Genomic DNA, 19,636 nt, shown 5'->3' with positions numbered 1-19,636 from the left:
TCAGGCCAGGGCCGCGGCGATGGCCTGGCCCAGGCTTTCGGTGGTGCCCTGGCCGCCGAGGTCGCGGGTCAGGGGCGCCTGCTCGGGCCCCTGGCGCAGTACCGCCTCGACGGCCGCCACCACGGCGGCGCCGGCCTCGGCATGGCCGAGGTGCTCCAGCATCATGGCGCCGCACCAGATCTGGCCGATGGGATTGGCGATGCCCCGCCCGGCGATGTCCGGCGCCGAACCGTGCACCGGCTCGAACAGGCTGGGGAAGGTGCGCTCCGGATTGATGTTGGCCGAGGGCGCGATGCCGATGGTGCCGGTGCAGGCCGGGCCCAGGTCGGAGAGGATGTCGCCGAACAGGTTGCTGGCCACCACCACATCGAACCAGTCCGGATGCAGGACGAAGTTGGCGGTGAGGATGTCGATGTGGAACTTGTCCACCGCCACGTCCGGATAGGCCTTGCCCATCTCCTCCACGCGCCTGTCCCACCAAGGCATGGTGATGGCGATGCCATTGGACTTGGTAGCCGAGGTCAGCTTCTTGCGTGGCCGCTGCTGGGCCAGGTCGAAGGCGAACTTGAGGATGCGGTCGGTGCCGTGACGGGTCATCACCGTTTCCTGGATCACCACCTCGCGCTCGGTGCCTTCGAACATGATGCCGCCGACGCTGGAATACTCGCCCTCGGTGTTCTCGCGCACCACATAGAAGTCGATGTCGCCGGGCTGGCGATTGGCCAGGGGCGCCTTGACCCCGGGCATCAACCGGCAGGGGCGCAGGTTGACGTACTGGTCGAAGCGGCGGCGGAATTGCAGTAGCGAACCCCAGAGGGAAATGTGGTCGGGCACCACGTCCGGCCAGCCGACGGCGCCGAAGTAGAGGGCATCGTAACCCTTGAGCGTTTCGAACCAGTCGTCCGGCAGCATCTTGCCATGGGCCTGGTAGTACTCGGCGCTGGCGAAGTCGAAGTGATCCCACTGCAGTTCGATGCCGAAGCGGCGGGCGGCGGCGTCCAGCACGCGGATGCCCTCGGGCATGACTTCCTTGCCGATGCCGTCGCCGGCGATGACCGCGATCTTGTGGGGCTTGGACGCTTGCATGGGCTTTCTCCGGCAGTCTGGATGGGATGGACCCAGTGTAGTCTCGTGCCGGAGGCGTACAATCCCGCTCCAGGGAAAGCCATTCTTAACCTGGGATCAAGAATCTTGTCCACCGATGACCTTGCCTTCTTCGTCCGCCTGGCTGGCCATCCCAGCCTGACCGCCGCCGCCCGGGAACTGGGCCTGTCGCTGGCGGCGGTGAGCAAGAGACTCACCGCCCTGGAGCGCCGGCTGGGCGTGCAGCTGATCCGCCGCACCACGCGGCGCCTGGACCTGACCCCGGAAGGCCTGCGCTATCTGGAAGGCGCCCGCCCGCTGCTGACCCAGCTGGAAGACCTGGAAGCCGCGGTCGGCCGACCCGATGCGCCTCTCGCCGGGGTGCTCAATCTCAACGCCACCTTCGGCTTCGGCCGCCGGCACCTGGCGCCGCTGCTGTCGGACTTCGCCCGCCGCCATCCCGAACTTGAGCTCAACCTGTACCTCTCCAGCCATCCGGTGAATCTGCTGGACGGTCCCTTCGACCTGGACATCCGCGTCGGCGAACCGCCGGACGCCCGGGTCATCGCCCATCGCCTGCTGGACAACCGCCGCCTGCTCTGCGCTGCCCCCGCCTACCTGGCCCGGGCCGGCGTGCCGGAAAGCGTGGCCGACCTGGCGCGGCACAACTGCCTGGTGCTGCGACAGGACGCGGGCGACTACGCCGTCTGGCGCTTCACCCGGAACGGCGAGCATTTCGCCCAGAAGGTCCGCGGCAGCCTGAGCAGCAACGATGGCGAGGTGGTGGTGCGCCTGGCGCTGGAAGGCCACGGGCTGATCCTGAGATCGGAATGGGACGTGGCCGAGCTGATCGCCAGCGGCGCCCTGGTGCCGCTGCTGACCGATCATGAGGCCTCGGCGGCGGCCATCTATGCGGTGCACCGCCAGCAACGCCACGTGCCGCGCCGACTGTCCGAACTGATCCGCCATCTGGCGCAGGAGCTGCCCGCGCGGCTGGGACGCTAAGGCTGCACGAATCTTCCAGACCGACATCAGGTCAGTGACTAGACTGAAAGGCCCGAAAGCCCCCTTCTCTCGCCATGGCCGACGATCACTGGATCCAGCTGCAGCAGGACGCCGAGACCGGCATCGAGACCCTGCGCGCTCATTTCGAGGGCCATGCCTATGACCCGCACTGGCACGACGCCTATCTGGTGGGCTACACCGAGCAGGGCCTGCAGCAATTCCACTGCCGTGGTCAGCGCCACCTGAGCACCCCCGGCCAGGTCTTCCTGCTGGAGCCCGGTGAATTGCACGACGGCCAGGCGCCGGAGGCCGAGGGCTTCACCTATTCCATGCTCTATCTCGATCCCCAGTGGCTGGCGCGCGAGCTGCAGGGGCTGCATGGCGACGGCCGCCCCCTGGGCGAACCCGGCTTCGCCCGGACCCTGGTGGCGCAGGCCGAGCTGCATCGCGCCGTGGCCTGGGCCCATGAGGTCCTGAGTCGTCCGGAATTGCGCATCGTCCGCCAAAGCGCCCTCGATGCCCTGCTGCTGCGCCTCCTGCCGCAGCTGCAATGGCGGGCGCCCCAGGCCGGTGATCCACGGCTGCCCCAGGTGGCCCTGCGCGCCCGCGACTTCCTGCAGGCCCATCACCACGAGGACATCGGTCTGGAGGAACTGGCCCAGGCCGCTGGCGTCGACAGATTCCGCCTGACCCGCGCCTTCAAGGCGGCCTTTGGGCTGGCGCCCCATGCCTATCTGGTGCAGCTGCGCCTGTCGCGGGCGCGCCGCCTGCTGGCCGACGGCCTGTCGCCGGCGGAGACCGCCGCCGCCCTGGGCTTCGCCGACCAGAGTCACCTGGGTCGCTGGTTCCGCCGCGCCTATGGCCTGACCCCGGCGGCCTATCGCGCGCGCTGCTCGAATCTTCCAGACCGCTAGCGGCAAGGCTTGCGACCCTGGTGGCTCAGTCCTTCCAGGAGTCTCCCATGTCCCTGTTGCCCTTCCTGCTGTTCGCCCTGGTCGCCTCCATCACCCCCGGACCGACCAATGTGCTCATCCTCGGCCACAGCGCCCGCCACGGTGCCCGGGCCAGCTTGCCGCTGGTGCTGGGCGGCAGCCTGGGCGCGGTGGCCCTGGTGCTGGTGGTGGGCTTCGGTCTCGGCCAGACCCTGGCGCACCATCCGGACTGGCAGCGCGGCCTGGCCTGGGCCGGAGTGCTCTGGCTGAGCTGGCTGGCCTGGCAACTGGCCCGCGCCGGCGCGCCCGCGGTGGCGGATGACGGTGCCCGCCTGGGCTTTGGGGGTACCGCCGGGCTGCAGGTGCTCAACCCCAAGAGCTGGAGCATGGCGCTGGCGGTGGTGACCGTCTACGCCGAACCCGGTGCCGATCTCTGGCGGCAGGTGCTGGTGCTGGCCCTGGTGTTCCTGCTGGTGTCCGTACCCTGCCTGGGCCTCTGGGCGCTGCTTGGCCGGGTCGCGGCGCATGGCCTGAAATCGACCCGCGCCTGGCGCGGCTTCAACCTGGGGATGGCGGCGCTGCTGCTCGCCTCGGCCTGGGCGACGGTGATCTAGACCGGCATCCCGCCCTGATCGCGAAAGCTGTCCTCCAGGTGCTCCAGCCAGGCGCGTACCGCCGGCAACTGGCCGCGCCTGTGGGCATAGGCGGCCTGCAGGTGGCCGCCGGGCAGCGACCAGTCCGGCAGCAGGCGCTGCAGGCGACCCTCGGCCAGTTCGGTCTCGCAATAGAGCAGCGGCAGCATCGTGTAGCCAAGGCCCGCCAGGGCGGCGGTCTTGCGTACGCTGAAGTCGTCGATGCCCAGTCGGGCTTCCAGCACCAGTTCGCGGCGCTGGCCGGCGGGACCGACCATGCGCAGGTGCACCCGGCGATCCAGCTCCAGGGCGCCGAGCAGCGGGACCCCCAGCAGGGCTTCCGGCGCATCCAGCTGGCGACCGACGAGAAAGGCGGGGGCGGCCACCAGCACCCCGGAGGCCTGGCGCAGGCGGCGCACGATCAGCCCCGGCTCCACGTCGTCGACGTCCCTTACCCGCAGGGCCACGTCGAGGCCCTCGTTGACCACGTCCACCCGCCGATTGACCAGCACCAGCTCCAGCTGCACCAGGGGATAGCGCTGCAGGAAGCGGGTGACGACGTCGGGCAGGTAGTCCTGGGCCAGGGCCACCGGGCAGGATACCCGCAGCGGTCCACGGGGTTCGCTGGACAGACTGGCCGCCGTTTCGGCAGCGCTCTCCGCCTCGCGCAGCAGCGCCTGGCAGTGCACCAGGTAGCGCTCGCCGAGAGTGGTCAGGGTCAGGGTACGGGTGGTGCGCTGCAGCAGCCGCGCCCCCAGGCGGGTCTCCAGTTCGGCGATGCGCCGGGACAGCCGCGACTTGGGAACGCCCAGCAGGCGCCCGGCGGCAGCGAAACCCCCGGCTTCCACCACCTTGGCGAAGTAGGCGAGATCATTGAGGTCTTGCATGGGCGATTGTCCTATCCATGGGACGAAGCATCGCATTCTAGGCGACTAATCAGCCGATCGTCTTATCGGTAGTCTGGGCTCATCGCGTCGAACCCCATAGGACTACCGCCATGAAACTCTTGCACATCGATTCCAGCATCCTGGGTGATCATTCCGCCTCCCGGGCCCTGACTGCCAAGGTCGTCGGTGCCCTCAAGGCCGCTACGCCAGGCCTCGAGGTCAGCTACCATGACCTCGCCCACGATTCCCTGGGTCACTTCTCCGCCGCCAGTCTGGCTGCCGGTGCGACCCCGGCCGAACAGCGCAGCGCCGAGCAACGTGACGAAGCCGAGCGCAATGCCCGCGCCCTGCAGGAATTCCTTGCCGCCGACGTACTGGTACTGGGTGCGCCCATGTACAACTTCACCATCCCGACCCAGCTCAAGGCCTGGATCGACCGCATCACCGTGGCCGGCACCACCTTCCGCTATGGTGAAGCCGGTCCGGAAGGCCTGTGTGGCGACAAGAAGGCGATCATCGTCGCCACCGCGGGCGGCATCCATGCCGGCAAGCCCACCGGTATCGCCCACGAAGACTATCTGAAGCTGCTGCTGGGCTTCCTCGGCATCACCGATGTCCAGATCGTCCGCGCCGAAGGCCTGGCCTATGGCGACGAAGCCAAGAGCGCGGCCCTGGCCAGCGCCGAACGCCAGATCGCCGACCAGTACGCCTGAGTCCGGACGCCCTCAACCCCGGCCCCTCTCCCTCAGGGAGAGGGAAGCAGAGCGGCCCTCGTCTTTGTAAGGTGAGATTCGGGTACGCCTGAAAACTCCTCACTTCAAAGATCGCGGCAAGCTCTGGAGGCCTGGGGCACCAGCGCTCATCCAACCGCACCGATGCGCTTTTCCCCCTCTCCCTACGGGAGCGGGCCGGGGTAAGGGCAGGCCCCGCCTCAGCTGAATCCCACCACCGGATGCGGCACATAGGGCGCTTCCAGGGCACTGATATCTTCCTCGCTCAGCTGCAGTTCCAGCGCCGCCACCGCATCCTCCAGATGCTGCGGCTTGGACGCGCCGACGATGGGCGCGTCGATGCCCGGCTTCTGCAGCAGCCAGGCCAGGGCCACCTGGGCACGCGGCACGCCGCGGGCTTCGGCGATGCGCGCCACGGCGGCGACGATCTGCCGATCGGATTCCTCGCTGGCGGTATAGAGCGTCTTGCCGAAGGCATCGCTTTCGGTGCGCGCGGTGCTGGCGTCCCAGTCACGGGTCAGGCGGCCACGGGCCAGCGGACTCCAGGGGATCACGCCGATGCCGGCATCGCGACACAGCGGCAGCATCTCCCGCTCCTCTTCGCGAGCGAGCAGATTGACGTGGTTCTGCATGGTGGCGAATCTCGTCCAGCCATGGCGCTCGGCGGTGTGCAGCGCCTTGGCGAATTGCCAGGCGTACATGCTGCTGGCCCCGATGTGCAGCGCCTTGCCGGCCTTGACCACGTCATGCAGGGCTTCCAGGGTCTCCTCGATGGGCGTGTGATAGTCCCAGCGATGGATCTGGTAAAGATCGACATAGTCGGTGCCCAGGCGCTGCAGGCTGGCGTCGATGGCGGCGAAGATGGCCTTGCGCGACAGGCCGCCGACATTAGGCTTGTCGCGCAGCGGGAAGTACACCTTGGTCGCCAGCACGATTTCCTCGCGCACGGCATTGGCCTTGAGGAAGCGGCCGACGATCTCTTCGCTGGTGCCGTCGGAGTAGCTGTTGGCGGTGTCGAAGAAGTTGATGCCGAGATCCAGCGCCTTCTTCAGCAGCGGCTGGCTCTGGTCTTCCGGCAGGGTCCAGGGGTGATTGCCGCGCTCGGGGACGCCGTAGGTCATGCAGCCGAGGCAGAGGGGCGATATCTTCAGACCGGTACGGCCTAGATTGCGGTAGTTCATGGGGGCCTCCAGGGGTGGTCGAAAAGAGTTGACCATGGCGGTCCCGGATCGACTGCAACGAACTTACCGGCTGCTGGCTTGTTCTAGATGGATTCGTACCTAACAACCGGAGATGCTCCATGAAGAAATATGCTTCCGCGGTCTGGCAAGGCGGTCTGAAGGATGGCAAAGGCCATATCTCCACCGAGAGCGGCGCGCTCAAGGACAATGCCTACGGCTTCAACACCCGTTTCGAAGGCACGCCAGGCACTAACCCCGAAGAATTGATCGGCGCGGCCCATGCTGGCTGCTTCTCCATGGCCTTCTCCATGCTGCTGGGCCAGAACGGTCTGACCCCCGAGCGGATCGAGACCAAGGCCGATGTGACCCTGGACAAGGTCGGCGACGGCTTCGAGATCACCACCATCGATCTGACCATGAAGGCCAAGATCCCCGGTGCCACCCAGGAGCAGTTCACCACCATCGCCAATCAGGCGAAGGAAGGCTGCCCGGTGTCCAAGGTGCTCAAGGGTGCCAAGATCAACCTGAACGCCACGCTCGAAGGTTAAGGGTCACAGGTGGCTGCCGGTGCCGCCCAGGCATCGGCAACACCCTGTTCCAGAGCTCGTTCGCCGGGAACTTCGCGACTCGCTAGACTGCTCCGACCCCGCTTTCGGAGAGCACGATGAACGACTCCATCTTCATGACCCTGTTTTCCATCCTCGCCCTGTTGCTGCTGGGCGGCGGTGTCTACGGTTGCGTGATCCTCAACCGCCAGCGCAAGGATATCGAGAAGAACGACAGCGAAGGCTAGGCCGGTCGCCGACCCGCCAGATAGCGCACGCCCTGGGCGCCGAAGACTTCTGAGTGAGGCTCATGGGCGGCCAGGTGAAAGACCTCCCCTGCCGCATAACAACGCTCGCCCGTTGCCGTGCGAATGCGCAGTTCGCCTTCGATGACCAGCGCCTTCGCTTCGAAGGGATGCGCATGGGCTTCCAGGCTGCCCTGGGCTTCGCGCTCGACCAGCACCGGTGGCTGAAAGCCCTCGCGGGCGAGTTGCTCGATGAAGGTGGCCTGGTCCAAGAGCGCTCCTTGAATTGATGACGATCAACGCCCAGATTAGGAATCCAGTCCAACAGGGGCCAGTGCAATATCGCTATGACAGGGCATGGCTGCCGCTATGGCCGACCGCGCCTGCCGAGCCGATGGAAACCTCGGCGACCCGAGGTTCCACGTGGAGCATCAGCGCTCCAGCTTGCGCTCGACCTCGGCGGTCTTGCGCTTGAGCGCTTCGGCTTCCTGCTCCTTGGTCTTGATGTCGGTCGGCGTGATGACCTTGTCGATGGCATCGGTCGGCGTCGATTCCGGCTGCTCCATGTCCTTTTTCACCACATCCACCGGACGGCCCGCCTCATCGAGAGCGGGTTCGTTGGGCGGGGTCTTGCCCAGGTGGGCATCGGAACGCTGGTCAGTCATGGCAGGCTCTCCTCAATAGGGTGTCTCTTTCGAGCGCAACGACCGACAGGGAGTTCGCCCGCGACTCAATTGCGGATGCGAACCCGCTCCAGATAGGCCAGCAACTGCGCCTGCTCGCTGGCATCCAGCGGCGCGAAGACCGCTTCCAGCGCCTGGGTACGCGGCACCTGGGCCTGGTCCAGCGCCTGGCGACCCTGCTCGGTCAGATGGACCAGCAGCGCCCGGCGGTCCTGGGGATGGGGTTCGCGACGGACCAGGCCGTCGCGCTCCAGGGCGTCGAAGGCATCGGTCAGGGTACGGGGCGCATGGCGAAGCTGTTCGGCGACCTCGCCCGGACGGCAGGGTCCCAGGCGCTCCAGCACCTTGAGCACCTTATAGCGGGCGAAGGAGAGTCCGGAGGCCTTGAGGGTCTCATCCAGTTGTTGGCGCATCTGCCGTTTCAGATCCATCAGGGCTTCGGCAATGGCGGCGGCGGTTGACATGAAAGCTGCTTACCTCGAATATAGTGAGGAACCTCAATGAATGGTACCTCCGCAATGGCGACATCTTTTCACAGCCGCGAGGGCGATGCCAGTGCCCCTCACCTTTTCCAGCGTGTGCGCTTCGACCTCAAGCGACGTTGGGCGACCGTCGTCCGCCGCGAAGACCTGGGTGGCGACCTGCTGCGCCTGACCTTTGGTGGCAGCGACCTGGCCGATTTCCAGAGCGCGGCCTTCGACGAGCACGTGAAGCTGTTCGTCCCCGCCGACACCACCCCGATCCGCGCCGCCAGCGCCGAGCAGCTGGTGGGTCGACACTACACGCCGCGCCACTACGATGCCGCCCGTGGCGAACTGGCCATCGACTTCTATCTGCATGAAGCCGGGGTGCTGACCACCTGGGCGCGTCAGGCGCAGCCCGGTGCCGAGCTGATCATCGGCGGCCCCAAGGGCGCCCTGGTGCCGCCCGAGGACTTCGACTGGTACCTGCTGGCCGGCGACGAGACGGCCCTGCCCGCCATCGCCCGCCGCCTGGAGCAGCTGGCCGCCGGCGTCCGGGTCCAGGTCGTCACCGAAGTGGCGCGTCCGGGCCTGGAGATCGCCCTGTCGACGGCCGCCGCCGCCGAGATCCGCTGGGTCTATCGCGAAACCGGGGCCAATGCCCTGGTGCAGGCCCTGGAGCAGCTGGAGCTGCCCGCGGGCGAAGGCTATGCCTGGATCGCCGGTGAAGCCACGCAAGCCCGTGCCGCGCGCCAGGCGCTGCTGGCCAAGGGATTGCCGCGGGACTGGGTCAAGGCGGCCGGCTACTGGAAGCTTGGCGAAAGCGACCAGCACGTGAAGGTCGAGGATTGAGCACCACCGCCGCCGTCACCGACGGCCTGCCCCCGCCACGCCGCTATCGCGCCGTCGCCGCCCTGCTACTGGCCATCAGCATGACGGTGCTGGACAGCGGCATCGCCAACCTGGCGCTGCCCAGCATCGCCGAAGCCCTGGACGTCTCGGCTGCCGCGGCGGTCTGGATCGTCAGCGCCTATCAGCTGAGTCTGGTCGCCCTGCTGTTTCCCCTGGCCGCGGTGGCCGAGCGTCTTGGCCTGCGCCCGGTCTTCACGGCCGGGGTCGGGATCTTCGGCCTGGCCTCTCTGGGCTGCGCCCTGGCGCCGGATCTCGCCAGCCTGGTGGCTGCACGGGCGCTGCAGGGGGTGGGCGCCGCCGCCATCATGTGCGTCAGCGCCGGTATCGTCCGGCTCTCCTATCCGCGCGACCGGCTGGGTCGTGGCATCGCCATCAATGCCCTCTGCGTGGCCCTGGGCTCGGCCGCTGCGCCCAGCCTGGGGGCGGCCATCCTGGCGCTGGGTGGCTGGCCCTGGCTGTTCGCCGTCAATGTGCCCGTGGCGATGCTGATCGCACTGCTGGTGCACAACCTGCCCGACAGCCCCCGCGCGCAGCGCCGCCTCGATCCGTTCAGCGTGCTGCTCAACGCCCTGCTGTTCTGCGCCGGCATCGGCGGTCTCGAACGTCTCGGCGCTGCGCCGTTGCAGGGCGTGGGCCTGCTGCTGCTGGCCGCGGCCAGTCTGCTGTTGCTGGTACGCCGCGAGCGCGGTCTGCCGGCGCCCCTGCTGCCGGTGGACCTGCTGGGACTGCCGGCCATGCGTCATTCGGTGCTGGCTTCGGTCTGTTCCTTTGCCGCGCAGATGCTCTGCTTTCTCGCCCTGCCCTTCTATCTGCAACACCAGCTCGGGCTGGTGCCGCTGCAGGTGGCCCTGCTGATGCTGGCCTGGCCGCTCACCGTGGCCGTGTCGGCGCAGGTAGCCGGGCGCCTGGCCGACCGCCATCCGCCGCAGCGGCTGTGCATGCTCGGCGGTCTGGGCATCGCCCTGGGGCTGGCGGCGGCAGCGGTGATGCCACTGGAGCGCTCGACCGCCCTGCTGATCCCCTGCCTGATCCTCGGCGGCATCGGCTTCGGCTTCTTCCAGGTACCCAACAACAGGATCATGCTCACCGCCGCGCCAGCCGGTCGCAACGGCGCCACCGGTGGCGTCCAGGCCACCGCCCGGCAGACCGGCATGGCCCTGGGCGCCGCGGCCCTGGCGCTGCTGCTGCATCTGGACAACAGCCTGGCCCCGCGGCTGGGGCTGGCCCTGGCGGCAACGCTGGGTCTGGTCGCCGCCTGGTCCAACTGGCGGGCACCGCGCTAGGGCTGTGGGGTCGCCTGGTCGAGCAGCGCCTTGAGCGCCTGCTCACGCTCGGCCGCCGGGCGCTCGCCCAATAGCCGTACCCGCTGGAAGAACGCCGGCCAGTTGCCCGGGTGCTGTCGATAGAGGGCGGCAAAGGCCGGCACCCACTGTTCGTACAGACCATAGGGCACCAGCCGCGCGTTGTTGAGCGGCTGGCTCATCCAGCCATCGAAGCGGCGATCGTCACGCCAGGCCGGGGTAGCGCGCATCCGCTGGTAATCGCTGCGCAGCTGCGCGAAGCGCCGGGCCTTGGCCGCGCGCCTGGCCGCGGTCGTCAATGGCTGGGCATAGAGCCTGGCCAGGTCTGCGCGAGTGGTCAGCAGCAGCGCGCGGAATTGCTGATAGCGGGCTTCGCGCCCCGTATCGGGTGGCGGCAGGCCGCGACTGGCGCGCCATTGCCGCAGGCCTTCGCCCTCGACGAAGGTGGCATAGGACTCGTTGAAGGCGGTATCGCCGGGCAGATAGAAACGCTGGTGCGCCAGCTCGTGGAAGATCGTGGCCGCCACCTGGTCGTCGTCCCAGCGCAGCATACTGCTGAGCAGCGGATCGCTGAACCAGCCCAGCGTCGAATAGGCCGGCACGCCACTGACATAGGTGTCCTGGCCCTGCGCCTGCAGCCGCTGCGCCTCGGCTCGGGCCTTGGCTTCCTGGTAGTAGCCGCGATAGGCCACGCAACCGGCGATGGGAAAGCAGTGGGTGGTGGGCTGGGTCGAGAATTCGGCGGTGGCGAAGACATTCCACAGCACGAAGGGCCGCTTGAGTTCGACGAAACTGCGATAGCTGGCGTTGTCCGGCAGGGCCAGTTCGGCACTGGCGAAGCGGCGGGCCGCCGCCGCGGCGGCGAGGCGTTCGCGCAGGACGGAGGGGCGCGCCGGATCTGCGACGACCGTCGCAATGGGCTCGCGATCACGGATCAGCGCCCACTGGCCCTGTACCATCTGGCCGTAGTACCCGACCGAGGTACAACCGCTCAGTCCGATCACGAGGGACAGCAGCGCCAGCCAGCGGCTCGTGCGTTGCGCAGGCAGTGTGCCTGGCTGGGTGGCGCGCCCTTCCCTGCCCGGAGTTGTAGCCGTCATGCGTAGACTGTGCCTGCTGTTGCCTGTGCTGTTCCTAGGTGGCTGTTCCCTGTGGCCCTTGCCCAAGCCCGATCCGGCACAGGCCTGGATCGATCTGGACAGCGATGGCAAGGCCAAGCTGGAAGCCCTGCGCGCCGATCGCAAGGATCTCGAAGACAAACGCTACTTCCAGGTCTGGCCAGGGAGCCATGATCTGCAGGTACGCTACCAGTTCGAGGTGCAGCCCACCAACATCGGCGCCCAGGTGGCCGATCCGCTGGCGCGCACCTGCCTGGTGACCCTCAACTACAAGGCCTTCGCCGCGGGCGAGCGCTATCGCCTGGAAGCCGGCCAGACCGGCTGGCGGCCCTGGGCGCGCCTCTATGACGAGCGCAACCAGGAAGTGGCGCGCAGCACTGCCAGTCGTTGCGGCGACGTGTAGACTCGGCTGATCTCCCTGCCGCGAGTCGCCGTCCATGCGTCTGCGCCTGCTGGTCCCTCTGCTGCTACTGCTGGGCGGCTGCACCACGCCGCTGCCCCCTGTGGATCCCTATCAGGCATGGGTCGATCTGGTGCTGCGCGAATCCGCGGTAGGCGCTTCGCTGCTGGCCGAGTCCCAGGACGGCAGGCGTCTCGACGATGGCCGCTATTTCCAGCTCACCCCCGGCAGCCACAGCCTCAAGGTGAGCTATCGCTACGAACTCTATGGCGGCGGTGGCTTCGGTTCGCGCTTCGGCTGGCGGGAACCGCTGCAGATCCAGTGCTATCTGGAACTGGACTACGCGGACTTCCAGGCCGGCCGGCGCTATCGCCTGGAAGCCGAGAACACCTTCGGTCAGGGCGAGATCACCCTCTACGACGGCCCGCGCGAACTGGTGAGTTCCGAACGAGGCATCTGCTCGCCCTTCTGACCCGCGACTGGCCAGGCGGCCAGCACGGTCAGGCAATCGACCGCTAGGCGGGCACGCTGAGCCAGTCGTCCTGGCTGCGGTCCTGGGTGCGGACCACGGGCGGACGACTCTTCTGCTCGCGCAGCTGGCGACTCATGCGCAGGAAATCCTCGCGTTCCATCCAGCGCGGTGCGGGCTGGGCAAGGGACAGAGCTTGGCGAATCCGGGCGAACGGCGACATGGCATTACCCTCTTGGCTAAATACTGTATGCGCAAACAGTACTAAGCCAGGCGGAACTGTACAAGTATCCAGCGGATGAACGGTCTGTCCCCCGGGTCGGGGATCAGTCGTTGCGCTGATAGAGGATCTTGTAGGTCCCGTTGGCGCAACTGCCCACCACCATGTTGGGATCGCGCACCTCGGCATTGGGGACCGCTTCGAGGGTATAGGCGGTCACCCCGGCCGACTGGATCTTGACCTCGATGTCGGCCTTGAGCTGGTCGCAGGACAGGGGTTCGGCCCGCACGGCGGTGCTCAGCAGGGCGGCGCAGCAGAGTAGCGATAGACGCAGCATGGCGATTTTCCTTGGCGTGATGACCTCTCAGGCTTGGACGCCCGAGCTGTGGCGATGTTCTCAGCGCTGCCCTTTGCTCAGCGAAGCGGTGGAACCTGGAGCCCGAACGGTATTTCCGATGGTCACTCCTTCCAGCGAAGTGCCCCCATGTTCCAGTGGTTGAAAGACAATTCCCAAGTCCTCACGCTCTTCGCCCAGTGCTGCACCCTGGGCGTCTGGGTGCTCTATGCGCAGCTCCTGCTCAACAACTACAAGCGCCAGCGCCAGCCGCGGCTGATCATCAACCGCGGCGCCGGTAAGGGCGTGGGTGCCCTCTGCCTGCTGTCCAACATGAGCGCCGAGCCGGTGTTCATCAACCAGCTCACGGTGATCCTCAAGACCAATCGCGAGACGCTCTACACCGATGTCACCGACATCCGCGAGAGCGGCCAGGATGACTTCGACCCCGATCTGGTGCTGGGCGAGGCGACCCACCAGGGTCCGCTCAACACCGGTGACTTCACCCACATCGGTACCTTCCAGGGTCTGATCCGCCGCGCCGCCGAGCACAACGGCCTGACCCTGGAAAACCACCGGCCGCCCGAGGGCTGGGTATTCGAGGGCCTGGAGATCCGCGCGGTCGCCTTCTATGGTTCGGATCACGATCCCATTGGAGTACGCCGGCGCTTTCGCCTGGGCCAGCACGACGGCCACTACTGCGCACTGATCGCCGAAGACTGGCAGACCCAGCAACTGACCTCGCGCCGCCAGCGACGCATGGTGCAGGACGACTGGATGGTCGACCTGGAACCCAAGGCTCAGCCAAAGAACCAGTAGCAGATCAGGATCGACGCCGTGACCCCGGTGAACTCCGCCAGCAGGGCGCAGCCCACCGCGTGGCGGGCGCGCTGGATGCCCACCGCGCCGAAGTACACCGCCAGCACATAGAAGGTGGTCTCGGTACTGCCCTGGATGGTCGCCGCCACCAGCGCCGGAAAGCTGTCCACGCCATGGGTCTGCATGGTCTCGATCAGCAGCGCGCGGGCGGCGCTGCCGGAGAAGGGCTTGACCAGCGCGGTGGGCAGCGCCTCGACGAAGCGGGTGTCCCAGCCAAAGAAGGTCACCGCATGGCGAACGCCTTCGAGGATGGCTTCCAGGGCGCCGGAGGCGCGTAGCACGCCCACCGCGCAGAGCATGGCGACCAGATAGGGCAACAGCGACTTGGCGACGTCGAAGCCTTCCTTGGCGCCTTCGACGAAGGCTTCGTAGACCGGCACCTTGCGCAGGGCGCCAAGGATCATGAACGCCAGGATGATGCCGAACAGGGTCAGGTTGCCGAGCAGCGACGACAACCCGGCCAGCGCAGTGGCGGTCAGGGTGAAGAGAAAGGCGACGAAGGCGCCGAAGGCCAGGGCGCCCCCGCCGATCCAGGCCAGCACCACCGGATCCCAGAGTTTCAGCCGCTGCATGAAGGCCACCGAGAACAGCCCGACCAGGTTGGCGCAGGTATGGGCGAGCAGGATCGGCAGGAACACCAGGGTCGGATCAGTGGCGCCCTGCTGGGCGCGGTACATGAACACCGTTACCGGCAGCAGTGTCAGCGAGGAGGCGTTGAGCACCAGGAAGAGGATCTGCGCATTGCTCGCCGTGGTGCTGCTGGGATTGAGCTCCTGCAGGGCACGCATGGCCTTGAGGCCGATGGGCGTGGCGGCGTTGTCCAGGCCCAGGCCGTTGGCGGCGAAGTTGAGGGTGATCAGCCCCAGCGCCGGATGGCCGCGCGGCACCTCGGGCATCAGCCGGGCGAACAGCGGCCCGAGCAATCGCGCCAGGGCGTCCACCAGCCCGGCCTTCTCGGCGATGCGCAGGATGCCGAGCCAGAGGGTCAGGGTGCCGAACAGCAGCACCATGACCTCCACCGACAGCTTGGCCATGGCGAACAGGCTCTCCACCATGGCGGCGAACACCCCGGTGTTGCCGGCCACCAGCCACTGGCCGAAGGCGCTGATCCCGGCAACGATGAAGAAGCCCAGCCACAACCCGTTGAGCATCGCGGTTCTCCCGGCAAAACGGCGATGATAACCGCAGCGTCCGCTCCCTGCAGGGACGCCGTTCAGTCTGTGGTCATCGCCGTCGGGTTATCCTCTGACCTTTCACGCAACCCGCTGGAGTCCGCCCATGCGTCTGTCCGTTCTCGCCCTGCCGCTGGTGCTCGCCGCCAGTCCGGTCTTCGCCTTCAACCTCAACGACGCCGTCAACGCCTACAACGGCGCCAACGGCAACAACAACGCCAAGGCCACCGCCGCCGCGGCGGCCACGCCCCAGGCCCAGGGCCTGCTGCAGGCGCTGACCAGCCAGCTCAACGTCACCCCGCAGCAGGCGGTGGGCGGCACCGGCGCCCTGCTCGGCCTGGCCAAGAATCAGCTGGTGGGCAACGACTATCGCCAGCTGGCCAAGGCCGTGCCAGGCCTGGATCAGCTGGCCGGCGCCAATGCCACTGGCGGCCTGGCGCAACTGGGCGGCCTGGGCAGTCTGCTCGGTGGCGGCGGTCAGGATGCCAAGCAGAGTCCGCTGGGCAGCCTGCTGGGCAATGTCGACAGCCGCCAGGACGTCGACAAGACCTTCAACGCCCTGGGCATGAACAGTGGCATGACCAGCCAGTTCGCCCAGGTGATCCTCGGCTATCTCGGCAAGCAAGGCACCCAGCCCTCCCTGCTGAGCACCCTGGGCAATGTCTGGGGCCTGTGACGGCGGCCCGCGCTGGCTGACCTACGCAGCGGCCGGCGCCGAGCCGGACTACGCCGAGGCGCCGCTCGGCTGGCTCTATGCGGACCGTGGTTCCCTCACCGAACGGCTGACCGCCCTCAGCGATGGACGCTTCGCCGTCGAGGTGATCGCCCAGGGCTGGCAACCGCTGCGCCCGGACGAGTGCCAGGCGCTTGAAGTGCCGCCGGCCAGCCCCGGCTGGGTGCGCGAGGTCTGGCTGCGCGGCAATGGCGAAGCCTGGGTCTTCGCCCGCAGCGTGGCGGCGCGCACGGCCCTGGAAGCGGCGGATTTCGACCTGGCGGCGCTGGGCGAGCGGCCGCTCGGGCACTGGCTGTTCCAGGCACCGGCCTTTGCCCGCGGGCCGCTGCAAGCCTGCCGCTATCCACTGGCCTGGCTGCCCGCAGGGGCGGCAACCGCGCCCTGCTGGGCCCGGCGCTCGGTGTTCCGGCGCGGTCCCCTGGCGATCCTGGTGGGCGAGGTCTTTCTGCCGGCCTTCTGGCCTCACGCCGGGCGCGAGGGCTAGGCGGAGCATCACGACGGCAGCGGCGACGCCCCGGGGCCCCTATAATCGCCAGGCCCTTCACCATGCAGCCGTCCGATGAAAAAGAACGCCTCCCGTCCCCGTGATCGCCGTCCTGCCGCGCCCCGCGGCCCCGAGCCCAGCGCCCGGGTGATCGCCACGCGTCCGCGCCGCGAGCGCATCCGCGACTTTGTCCAACTGACCCGGCTGGACCGACCCATCGGTATCTATCTGCTGCTCTGGCCCACCCTCTGGGCGCTGTGGATCGCTGCCGAGGGCGTGCCGAGTCTGAAGAATCTGCTGATCTTCGTGCTCGGCGTGGTGCTGATGCGCTCGGCCGGCTGCGTGATCAACGACTTCGCCGACCGCAACTTCGACGGCCATGTCGCCCGCACCAAGAATCGTCCCCTGGCCACCGGGCGCATCTCGCCCAAGGAAGCCCTGCTGTTCTTTGCCGTGCTGGTGCTGCTCAGCTTCGGCCTGGTGCTCTGCACCAATGCCACCACCGTCTGGCTGTCCTTTGGCGCCCTTGGCGTGGCGGCGCTCTATCCCTTCATGAAGAGATATACCTACTACCCTCAGGCGGTACTGGGTGCGGCCTTTTCCTGGGGCATGCCCATGGCCTTCACCGCCGAGACCGGCGAGTTGCCGGCGGCGGCCTGGCTGCTGTTCGTCGCCAACGTGATCTGGACGGTGGGTTACGACACCTATTACGCCATGGCCGACCGCGAAGACGATCTCAAGATCGGGGTGAAATCCACCGCCATCCTGTTCGGCGACGCCGACCGGGTGATAATCGCCACCCTGCAGGGCCTGACGCTGTTCTGCCTGGCGCTGGCCGGCGGCCGCTTCGGCCTGGGCCTGCCCTTCTACCTGGGCCTGCTGGTGGCAGCCGGCTGCTTCGCCTGGGAATTCCACGTCACCCGGGACCGTGACCCGCTGGTGTGCTTCAGGGCCTTCCTGCACAACCACTGGGCGGGTCTGGCGATCCTCATCGGGATCATCGCCGATTACGGACTGCGCTGAGCCGGAGCGCCCGCGGCGGCATCGGCCACCACCTCCGGCAGCGCCTCGGGTTGCGCCGCCGGCACCGCCCGGGCCTTCTTGGCCCTGGAGGCCTTGCGGCTCTGCTGCCAGGCCACCGCCAGGCCGCTGGCGCAGATGATGAGGATGCCGATCAGCGCGCCGCTGTCCGGCACATGGCCGAAGACGAGGTAGCCGATGATGCCGGCGGTGACGATCTGGCCGTAGCTAAAGGGCGCCAGCAGCGCCGGCGGCGCATAACGGAAGGCCTGGGTCAGCAGCAGGTGGCCGGACATGCCGAAGAGGCCGAGCAGCGCCAGCATGAAGCCGTGGGTCAGAGTCGGGATCTCCCAGAAGAAGGGCACCACGCTGCTCAGCACCAGGGTATTGATGATGCCGGTGAGAAAGTTGCTGGTGGTGGGGCTGTCGATGCCGCTGAGCAGGCGCGTCAGCAGCTGGTAGAGGCCGAAGCACACCGCCGAGCAGACCGGCAGCAGCACCGCCGGGGTGAACAGCTGGCCGCCCGGCCGCACGATGACCAGCACCCCGATGAAGCCGGCCAGCACCGCCGCCCACTGGCTGCGGGTCACGCTCTCCTTGAGCAGCGGCACCGACAGTGCCGTCACCATCAGCGGGGCGAGAAAGTTGACCGCGGTGGCCTCGGCCATCGGCAGATAGCGCAGCCCGGTGGTGAAGAACAGACTGCAGCCGATCAGGCACAGCGCCCTGAGCACCTGCAACCCCGGCCGCTTGGTGCGGATCACCGCCAGCCCCGAGCGCGGGATGAAGATGCCCATCATCAGCAGGGTGTGGGAGAGGTAGCGGGCCCAGACCACCATGACCACCGGATAGAAGCCGGACAGGTACTTGGAGAGGGCATCGTGGGAAGCGAACAGCCAGACCGCGAGGCAGATCAGGGCGATGCCCTTGAGCGGCTGGTCGGCGAATCTCAAAGTGGGTCCTGCGGTAGCGCTCATTGGACTCCCGTGGTACTGACGGCGGTCCCTGACCGCCTGCATGATCCGGCCGTCCTGCACGGCGGTCCGTCGGCGTGACCACCGACTCGGGACATGGACCTCGACGCCACCGGAGCGTGCCGTCGAGCAGCCGTCCTGTCGCCCTCAGGACCGCGATACCGGGCGATATTTCAATAGCTTACTAACTATGACCCGGCGTGCAGCCCGGTCTCCCCCGAGCTTAGTCCAAGCGCCCCGCCGATCTCAATGCGCTTGGCCGACGACTTCGCTGACGGCCCGCACGAAGGCCTCGTCCGCCTCCAGCGCCCCGGGGATCTGCTCGCGCAGATAGGCCACCCAGGTGCGGATCTTGGCATCCAGGTACTGCCGCGAGGCATAGAGGGCATAGACGTTGAGGCGCTGCAGGCGATAGGCCGGCAGCACTCGCACCAGGCTGCCGTCGCGCAGGCCGTCTACTGCCGAATAGAGCGGCAGCACGCCAATCCCCAGCCCCTGGCGCAGGGCCTCGGTCATGGCGTCGCCGACGTTGACCTGGAAGGGGGTCTCGCCGATGCGATAGGTTTCCGGTCCATTGGGGCCGTCGAAGTGCCAGCGGTCGAAGGACACCACCGGACTGATGAATCTCAGGCAGGCGTGATTGGCCAGCTCCGCCGGCGTCTGCGGCTGGCCATGCTCCTGCAGATAGGCCGGCGAGGCGCAGAGGATGCTGTAGGTGTGGCCGATCTGTTGGGAGACGAAGCCGGAGTCGGGCAGCTCCACGGCTACCACGATGGCGAGGTCGAAGCCCTCCTCCAGCAGATCGGGGATGCGGTTGGCCATGGTCAGGTCGAAGCGCACCTCGGGGTGCAGGGCGCGATAGCCGGCGATGGCGCGGATCACGTAATGCTGACCGATGCCGGTCATGCTGTGCACCCGCAGCCGCCCTTCGGGCCGCGCCTGAGCGTGCCCGGCCTCGGCTTCGGCCTCCTCGACATAGGCGAGGATCTGCTCGCAGCGCGCCAGGTAGCGCTGGCCGGCTTCGGTCAGGGCGATGCGTCTCGTCGTGCGGTGCAGCAGGCGGGTGCGCAGATGGGTTTCCAGATGGGCCACCGCCCGGGAGACGTGGGCCGTGGTGGTCTGCAGCGTCTGGGCCGCGCCGGTGAAGCTGCCGCTTTCCACCACGGCGACGAAAACGCGCATGTTGTGCAGGGTGTCCATGCCGCCTCGACAGTCGGGAAAAGCGTCATTCTCCA

Annotated in this window: 26 protein-coding genes; 14 read left to right on the top strand and 12 right to left on the bottom strand. The window is 67.7% G+C overall.

Annotation, left to right across the window (positions count from 1 at the left end; all coding sequences use genetic code 11):
- Positions 1-1,086 (bottom strand): tartrate dehydrogenase, encoded by a 1,086-nt coding sequence (locus QMX82_RS00385; protein ID WP_282280819.1) that lies wholly within the window; start codon positions 1,084-1,086, stop codon positions 1-3.
- Positions 1,087-1,191: 105 nt separating this feature from the next.
- On the opposite strand from QMX82_RS00385, the gene QMX82_RS00380 reads away from it, so the two are divergent.
- The 3 genes from QMX82_RS00380 (at position 1,192) to QMX82_RS00370 (ending at position 3,634) form a co-directional block, all read left to right on the top strand.
- Positions 1,192-2,088: a LysR family transcriptional regulator gene (locus QMX82_RS00380; protein WP_280310277.1), complete on the top strand. Its 897-nt coding sequence runs from the start codon at positions 1,192-1,194 to the stop codon at positions 2,086-2,088.
- 74 nt (positions 2,089-2,162) lie between these two features.
- Positions 2,163-3,002: an AraC family transcriptional regulator gene (locus QMX82_RS00375; protein WP_282280818.1), complete on the top strand. Its 840-nt coding sequence runs from the start codon at positions 2,163-2,165 to the stop codon at positions 3,000-3,002.
- A gap of 47 nt (positions 3,003-3,049) precedes the next feature.
- A complete protein-coding gene (locus QMX82_RS00370) occupies positions 3,050-3,634 on the top strand; it encodes a LysE family translocator (RefSeq protein ID WP_280310273.1) in 585 nt (194 codons plus the stop codon).
- On the opposite strand, the gene QMX82_RS00365 is transcribed toward QMX82_RS00370, so the two are convergent.
- Positions 3,631-4,539 carry a LysR family transcriptional regulator gene (locus tag QMX82_RS00365; protein WP_282280817.1) on the bottom strand — a complete coding sequence of 303 codons (909 nt, stop codon included), beginning with the start codon at positions 4,537-4,539 and terminating at the stop codon, positions 3,631-3,633. The genes QMX82_RS00370 and QMX82_RS00365 overlap by 4 nt on opposite strands.
- A 110-nt stretch (positions 4,540-4,649) precedes the next feature.
- Here QMX82_RS00365 and QMX82_RS00360 point away from each other — a divergent pair, with 110 nt between their 5' ends.
- Entirely contained in the window at positions 4,650-5,252 is a 603-nt protein-coding gene (locus tag QMX82_RS00360; protein ID WP_280310269.1) for an FMN-dependent NADH-azoreductase, read from the top strand.
- A 218-nt stretch (positions 5,253-5,470) separates the two neighbouring features.
- Here QMX82_RS00360 and QMX82_RS00355 read toward each other — a convergent pair whose 3' ends face one another.
- Positions 5,471-6,451, bottom strand: a complete 981-nt coding sequence (locus QMX82_RS00355) for an aldo/keto reductase (RefSeq protein WP_282280816.1) — start codon at positions 6,449-6,451, stop codon at positions 5,471-5,473.
- Positions 6,452-6,570: 119 nt separating this feature from the next.
- On the opposite strand from QMX82_RS00355, the gene QMX82_RS00350 reads away from it, so the two are divergent.
- Positions 6,571-6,999: an OsmC family protein gene (locus tag QMX82_RS00350; RefSeq protein ID WP_017641568.1), complete on the top strand. Its 429-nt coding sequence runs from the start codon at positions 6,571-6,573 to the stop codon at positions 6,997-6,999.
- Between the two features lie 116 nt (positions 7,000-7,115).
- The gene (locus tag QMX82_RS00345) at positions 7,116-7,244 is read left to right on the top strand and encodes a hypothetical protein (protein ID WP_260175707.1); all 129 of its coding nucleotides are present in this window, start codon (positions 7,116-7,118) and stop codon (positions 7,242-7,244) included.
- On the opposite strand, the gene QMX82_RS00340 is transcribed toward QMX82_RS00345, so the two are convergent.
- From QMX82_RS00340 to QMX82_RS00330, 3 genes are all read right to left on the bottom strand, one after another.
- Positions 7,241-7,513, bottom strand: coding sequence for a cupin domain-containing protein (locus tag QMX82_RS00340; RefSeq protein WP_282280815.1), 273 nt, complete (start codon positions 7,511-7,513; stop codon positions 7,241-7,243). The two genes, QMX82_RS00345 and QMX82_RS00340, sit on opposite strands and share 4 nt — an antisense overlap.
- A gap of 159 nt (positions 7,514-7,672) precedes the next feature.
- Positions 7,673-7,906, bottom strand: coding sequence for a hypothetical protein (locus QMX82_RS00335; RefSeq protein WP_187980687.1), 234 nt, complete (start codon positions 7,904-7,906; stop codon positions 7,673-7,675).
- A 65-nt stretch (positions 7,907-7,971) separates the two neighbouring features.
- Positions 7,972-8,388: a MarR family winged helix-turn-helix transcriptional regulator gene (locus QMX82_RS00330; RefSeq protein ID WP_044341206.1), complete on the bottom strand. Its 417-nt coding sequence runs from the start codon at positions 8,386-8,388 to the stop codon at positions 7,972-7,974.
- A gap of 54 nt (positions 8,389-8,442) precedes the next feature.
- Between QMX82_RS00330 and QMX82_RS00325 the strand changes: the two genes are divergently transcribed.
- Both QMX82_RS00325 and QMX82_RS00320 read left to right on the top strand, forming a co-directional pair.
- Positions 8,443-9,237, top strand: a complete 795-nt coding sequence (locus QMX82_RS00325; protein WP_280310259.1) for a siderophore-interacting protein — start codon at positions 8,443-8,445, stop codon at positions 9,235-9,237.
- Positions 9,234-10,580: an MFS transporter gene (locus QMX82_RS00320; protein ID WP_208693409.1), complete on the top strand. Its 1,347-nt coding sequence runs from the start codon at positions 9,234-9,236 to the stop codon at positions 10,578-10,580. Before QMX82_RS00325 ends, QMX82_RS00320 begins: the two co-directional genes overlap by 4 nt.
- Here the strand turns inward: QMX82_RS00320 and QMX82_RS00315 are convergent.
- Entirely contained in the window at positions 10,577-11,698 is a 1,122-nt protein-coding gene (locus tag QMX82_RS00315; protein ID WP_282280814.1) for an aminopeptidase, read from the bottom strand. The genes QMX82_RS00320 and QMX82_RS00315 overlap by 4 nt on opposite strands.
- Here QMX82_RS00315 and QMX82_RS00310 point away from each other — a divergent pair.
- Together QMX82_RS00310 and QMX82_RS00305 are read left to right on the top strand one after the other, a co-directional pair.
- The gene (locus tag QMX82_RS00310; protein WP_133860296.1) at positions 11,697-12,119 is read left to right on the top strand and encodes a PA0061/PA0062 family lipoprotein; all 423 of its coding nucleotides are present in this window, start codon (positions 11,697-11,699) and stop codon (positions 12,117-12,119) included. The genes QMX82_RS00315 and QMX82_RS00310 overlap by 2 nt on opposite strands.
- A gap of 34 nt (positions 12,120-12,153) precedes the next feature.
- Positions 12,154-12,588 carry a PA0061/PA0062 family lipoprotein gene (locus QMX82_RS00305; RefSeq protein WP_282280813.1) on the top strand — a complete coding sequence of 145 codons (435 nt, stop codon included), beginning with the start codon at positions 12,154-12,156 and terminating at the stop codon, positions 12,586-12,588.
- Positions 12,589-12,631: 43 nt separating this feature from the next.
- On the opposite strand, the gene QMX82_RS00300 is transcribed toward QMX82_RS00305, so the two are convergent.
- Positions 12,632-12,808, bottom strand: a complete 177-nt coding sequence (locus QMX82_RS00300; RefSeq protein WP_166655878.1) for a hypothetical protein — start codon at positions 12,806-12,808, stop codon at positions 12,632-12,634.
- Between the two features lie 103 nt (positions 12,809-12,911).
- The gene (locus tag QMX82_RS00295; RefSeq protein ID WP_133860294.1) at positions 12,912-13,142 is read right to left on the bottom strand and encodes a DUF1161 domain-containing protein; all 231 of its coding nucleotides are present in this window, start codon (positions 13,140-13,142) and stop codon (positions 12,912-12,914) included.
- Between the two features lie 147 nt (positions 13,143-13,289).
- On the opposite strand from QMX82_RS00295, the gene QMX82_RS00290 reads away from it, so the two are divergent.
- Positions 13,290-13,958 (top strand): hypothetical protein, encoded by a 669-nt coding sequence (locus QMX82_RS00290; RefSeq protein ID WP_133860293.1) that lies wholly within the window; start codon positions 13,290-13,292, stop codon positions 13,956-13,958.
- Here QMX82_RS00290 and QMX82_RS00285 read toward each other — a convergent pair.
- Positions 13,940-15,169, bottom strand: coding sequence for a nucleoside recognition domain-containing protein (locus tag QMX82_RS00285; protein WP_208693405.1), 1,230 nt, complete (start codon positions 15,167-15,169; stop codon positions 13,940-13,942). The genes QMX82_RS00290 and QMX82_RS00285 overlap by 19 nt on opposite strands.
- A 127-nt stretch (positions 15,170-15,296) precedes the next feature.
- On the opposite strand from QMX82_RS00285, the gene QMX82_RS00280 reads away from it, so the two are divergent.
- The 3 genes from QMX82_RS00280 (at position 15,297) to ubiA (ending at position 17,430) form a co-directional block, all read left to right on the top strand.
- Complete coding sequence (locus QMX82_RS00280; RefSeq protein WP_133860291.1) at positions 15,297-15,866, top strand: DUF2780 domain-containing protein; 570 nt, start codon at positions 15,297-15,299, stop codon at positions 15,864-15,866.
- Positions 15,850-16,407, top strand: a complete 558-nt coding sequence (locus QMX82_RS00275) for a chorismate--pyruvate lyase family protein (protein ID WP_282280812.1) — start codon at positions 15,850-15,852, stop codon at positions 16,405-16,407. The genes QMX82_RS00280 and QMX82_RS00275 overlap by 17 nt, the downstream gene beginning before the upstream one ends.
- Before the next feature lie 75 nt (positions 16,408-16,482).
- Positions 16,483-17,430, top strand: coding sequence for a 4-hydroxybenzoate octaprenyltransferase (gene ubiA, locus QMX82_RS00270; protein WP_273861034.1), 948 nt, complete (start codon positions 16,483-16,485; stop codon positions 17,428-17,430).
- Here ubiA and QMX82_RS00265 read toward each other — a convergent pair.
- The gene (locus QMX82_RS00265; RefSeq protein ID WP_133860289.1) at positions 17,415-18,404 is read right to left on the bottom strand and encodes a DMT family transporter; all 990 of its coding nucleotides are present in this window, start codon (positions 18,402-18,404) and stop codon (positions 17,415-17,417) included. The two genes, ubiA and QMX82_RS00265, sit on opposite strands and share 16 nt — an antisense overlap.
- Before the next feature lie 243 nt (positions 18,405-18,647).
- Positions 18,648-19,601, bottom strand: a complete 954-nt coding sequence (locus tag QMX82_RS00260; RefSeq protein ID WP_133860288.1) for a LysR family transcriptional regulator — start codon at positions 19,599-19,601, stop codon at positions 18,648-18,650.
- Positions 19,602-19,636: the final 35 nt, after the last annotated feature.

Source organism: Pseudomonas sp. PS02302, from assembly GCF_029959585.1.
In the GTDB taxonomy this organism is placed as follows: domain Bacteria; phylum Pseudomonadota; class Gammaproteobacteria; order Pseudomonadales; family Pseudomonadaceae; genus Chryseomonas; species Chryseomonas aestiva.
This window is presented reverse-complemented; position numbering and strand designations above follow the sequence as displayed.

Bases quoted from the DNA above. Each gene is read 5' to 3' on its own strand.
- QMX82_RS00385 (WP_282280819.1), bottom strand. From the start codon at position 1,086: ATGCAAGCGTCCAAGCCCCACAAGATCGCGGTCATCGCCGGCGACGGC.
- QMX82_RS00375 (WP_282280818.1), top strand. From the start codon at position 2,163: ATGGCCGACGATCACTGGATCCAGCTGCAGCAGGACGCCGAGACCGGC.
- QMX82_RS00370 (WP_280310273.1), top strand. From the start codon at position 3,050: ATGTCCCTGTTGCCCTTCCTGCTGTTCGCCCTGGTCGCCTCCATCACC.
- QMX82_RS00365 (WP_282280817.1), bottom strand. From the start codon at position 4,539: ATGCAAGACCTCAATGATCTCGCCTACTTCGCCAAGGTGGTGGAAGCC.
- QMX82_RS00360 (WP_280310269.1), top strand. From the start codon at position 4,650: ATGAAACTCTTGCACATCGATTCCAGCATCCTGGGTGATCATTCCGCC.
- QMX82_RS00355 (WP_282280816.1), bottom strand. From the start codon at position 6,451: ATGAACTACCGCAATCTAGGCCGTACCGGTCTGAAGATATCGCCCCTC.
- QMX82_RS00350 (WP_017641568.1), top strand. From the start codon at position 6,571: ATGAAGAAATATGCTTCCGCGGTCTGGCAAGGCGGTCTGAAGGATGGC.
- QMX82_RS00345 (WP_260175707.1), top strand. From the start codon at position 7,116: ATGAACGACTCCATCTTCATGACCCTGTTTTCCATCCTCGCCCTGTTG.
- QMX82_RS00335 (WP_187980687.1), bottom strand. From the start codon at position 7,906: ATGACTGACCAGCGTTCCGATGCCCACCTGGGCAAGACCCCGCCCAAC.
- QMX82_RS00330 (WP_044341206.1), bottom strand. From the start codon at position 8,388: ATGTCAACCGCCGCCGCCATTGCCGAAGCCCTGATGGATCTGAAACGG.
- QMX82_RS00325 (WP_280310259.1), top strand. From the start codon at position 8,443: ATGGCGACATCTTTTCACAGCCGCGAGGGCGATGCCAGTGCCCCTCAC.
- QMX82_RS00310 (WP_133860296.1), top strand. From the start codon at position 11,697: ATGCGTAGACTGTGCCTGCTGTTGCCTGTGCTGTTCCTAGGTGGCTGT.
- QMX82_RS00315 (WP_282280814.1), bottom strand. From the start codon at position 11,698: ATGACGGCTACAACTCCGGGCAGGGAAGGGCGCGCCACCCAGCCAGGC.
- QMX82_RS00305 (WP_282280813.1), top strand. From the start codon at position 12,154: ATGCGTCTGCGCCTGCTGGTCCCTCTGCTGCTACTGCTGGGCGGCTGC.
- QMX82_RS00300 (WP_166655878.1), bottom strand. From the start codon at position 12,808: ATGTCGCCGTTCGCCCGGATTCGCCAAGCTCTGTCCCTTGCCCAGCCC.
- QMX82_RS00295 (WP_133860294.1), bottom strand. From the start codon at position 13,142: ATGCTGCGTCTATCGCTACTCTGCTGCGCCGCCCTGCTGAGCACCGCC.
- QMX82_RS00290 (WP_133860293.1), top strand. From the start codon at position 13,290: ATGTTCCAGTGGTTGAAAGACAATTCCCAAGTCCTCACGCTCTTCGCC.
- QMX82_RS00285 (WP_208693405.1), bottom strand. From the start codon at position 15,169: ATGCTCAACGGGTTGTGGCTGGGCTTCTTCATCGTTGCCGGGATCAGC.
- QMX82_RS00280 (WP_133860291.1), top strand. From the start codon at position 15,297: ATGCGTCTGTCCGTTCTCGCCCTGCCGCTGGTGCTCGCCGCCAGTCCG.
- QMX82_RS00275 (WP_282280812.1), top strand. From the start codon at position 15,850: ATGTCTGGGGCCTGTGACGGCGGCCCGCGCTGGCTGACCTACGCAGCG.
- ubiA (WP_273861034.1), top strand. From the start codon at position 16,483: ATGAAAAAGAACGCCTCCCGTCCCCGTGATCGCCGTCCTGCCGCGCCC.
- QMX82_RS00265 (WP_133860289.1), bottom strand. From the start codon at position 18,404: ATGAGCGCTACCGCAGGACCCACTTTGAGATTCGCCGACCAGCCGCTC.
- QMX82_RS00260 (WP_133860288.1), bottom strand. From the start codon at position 19,601: ATGGACACCCTGCACAACATGCGCGTTTTCGTCGCCGTGGTGGAAAGC.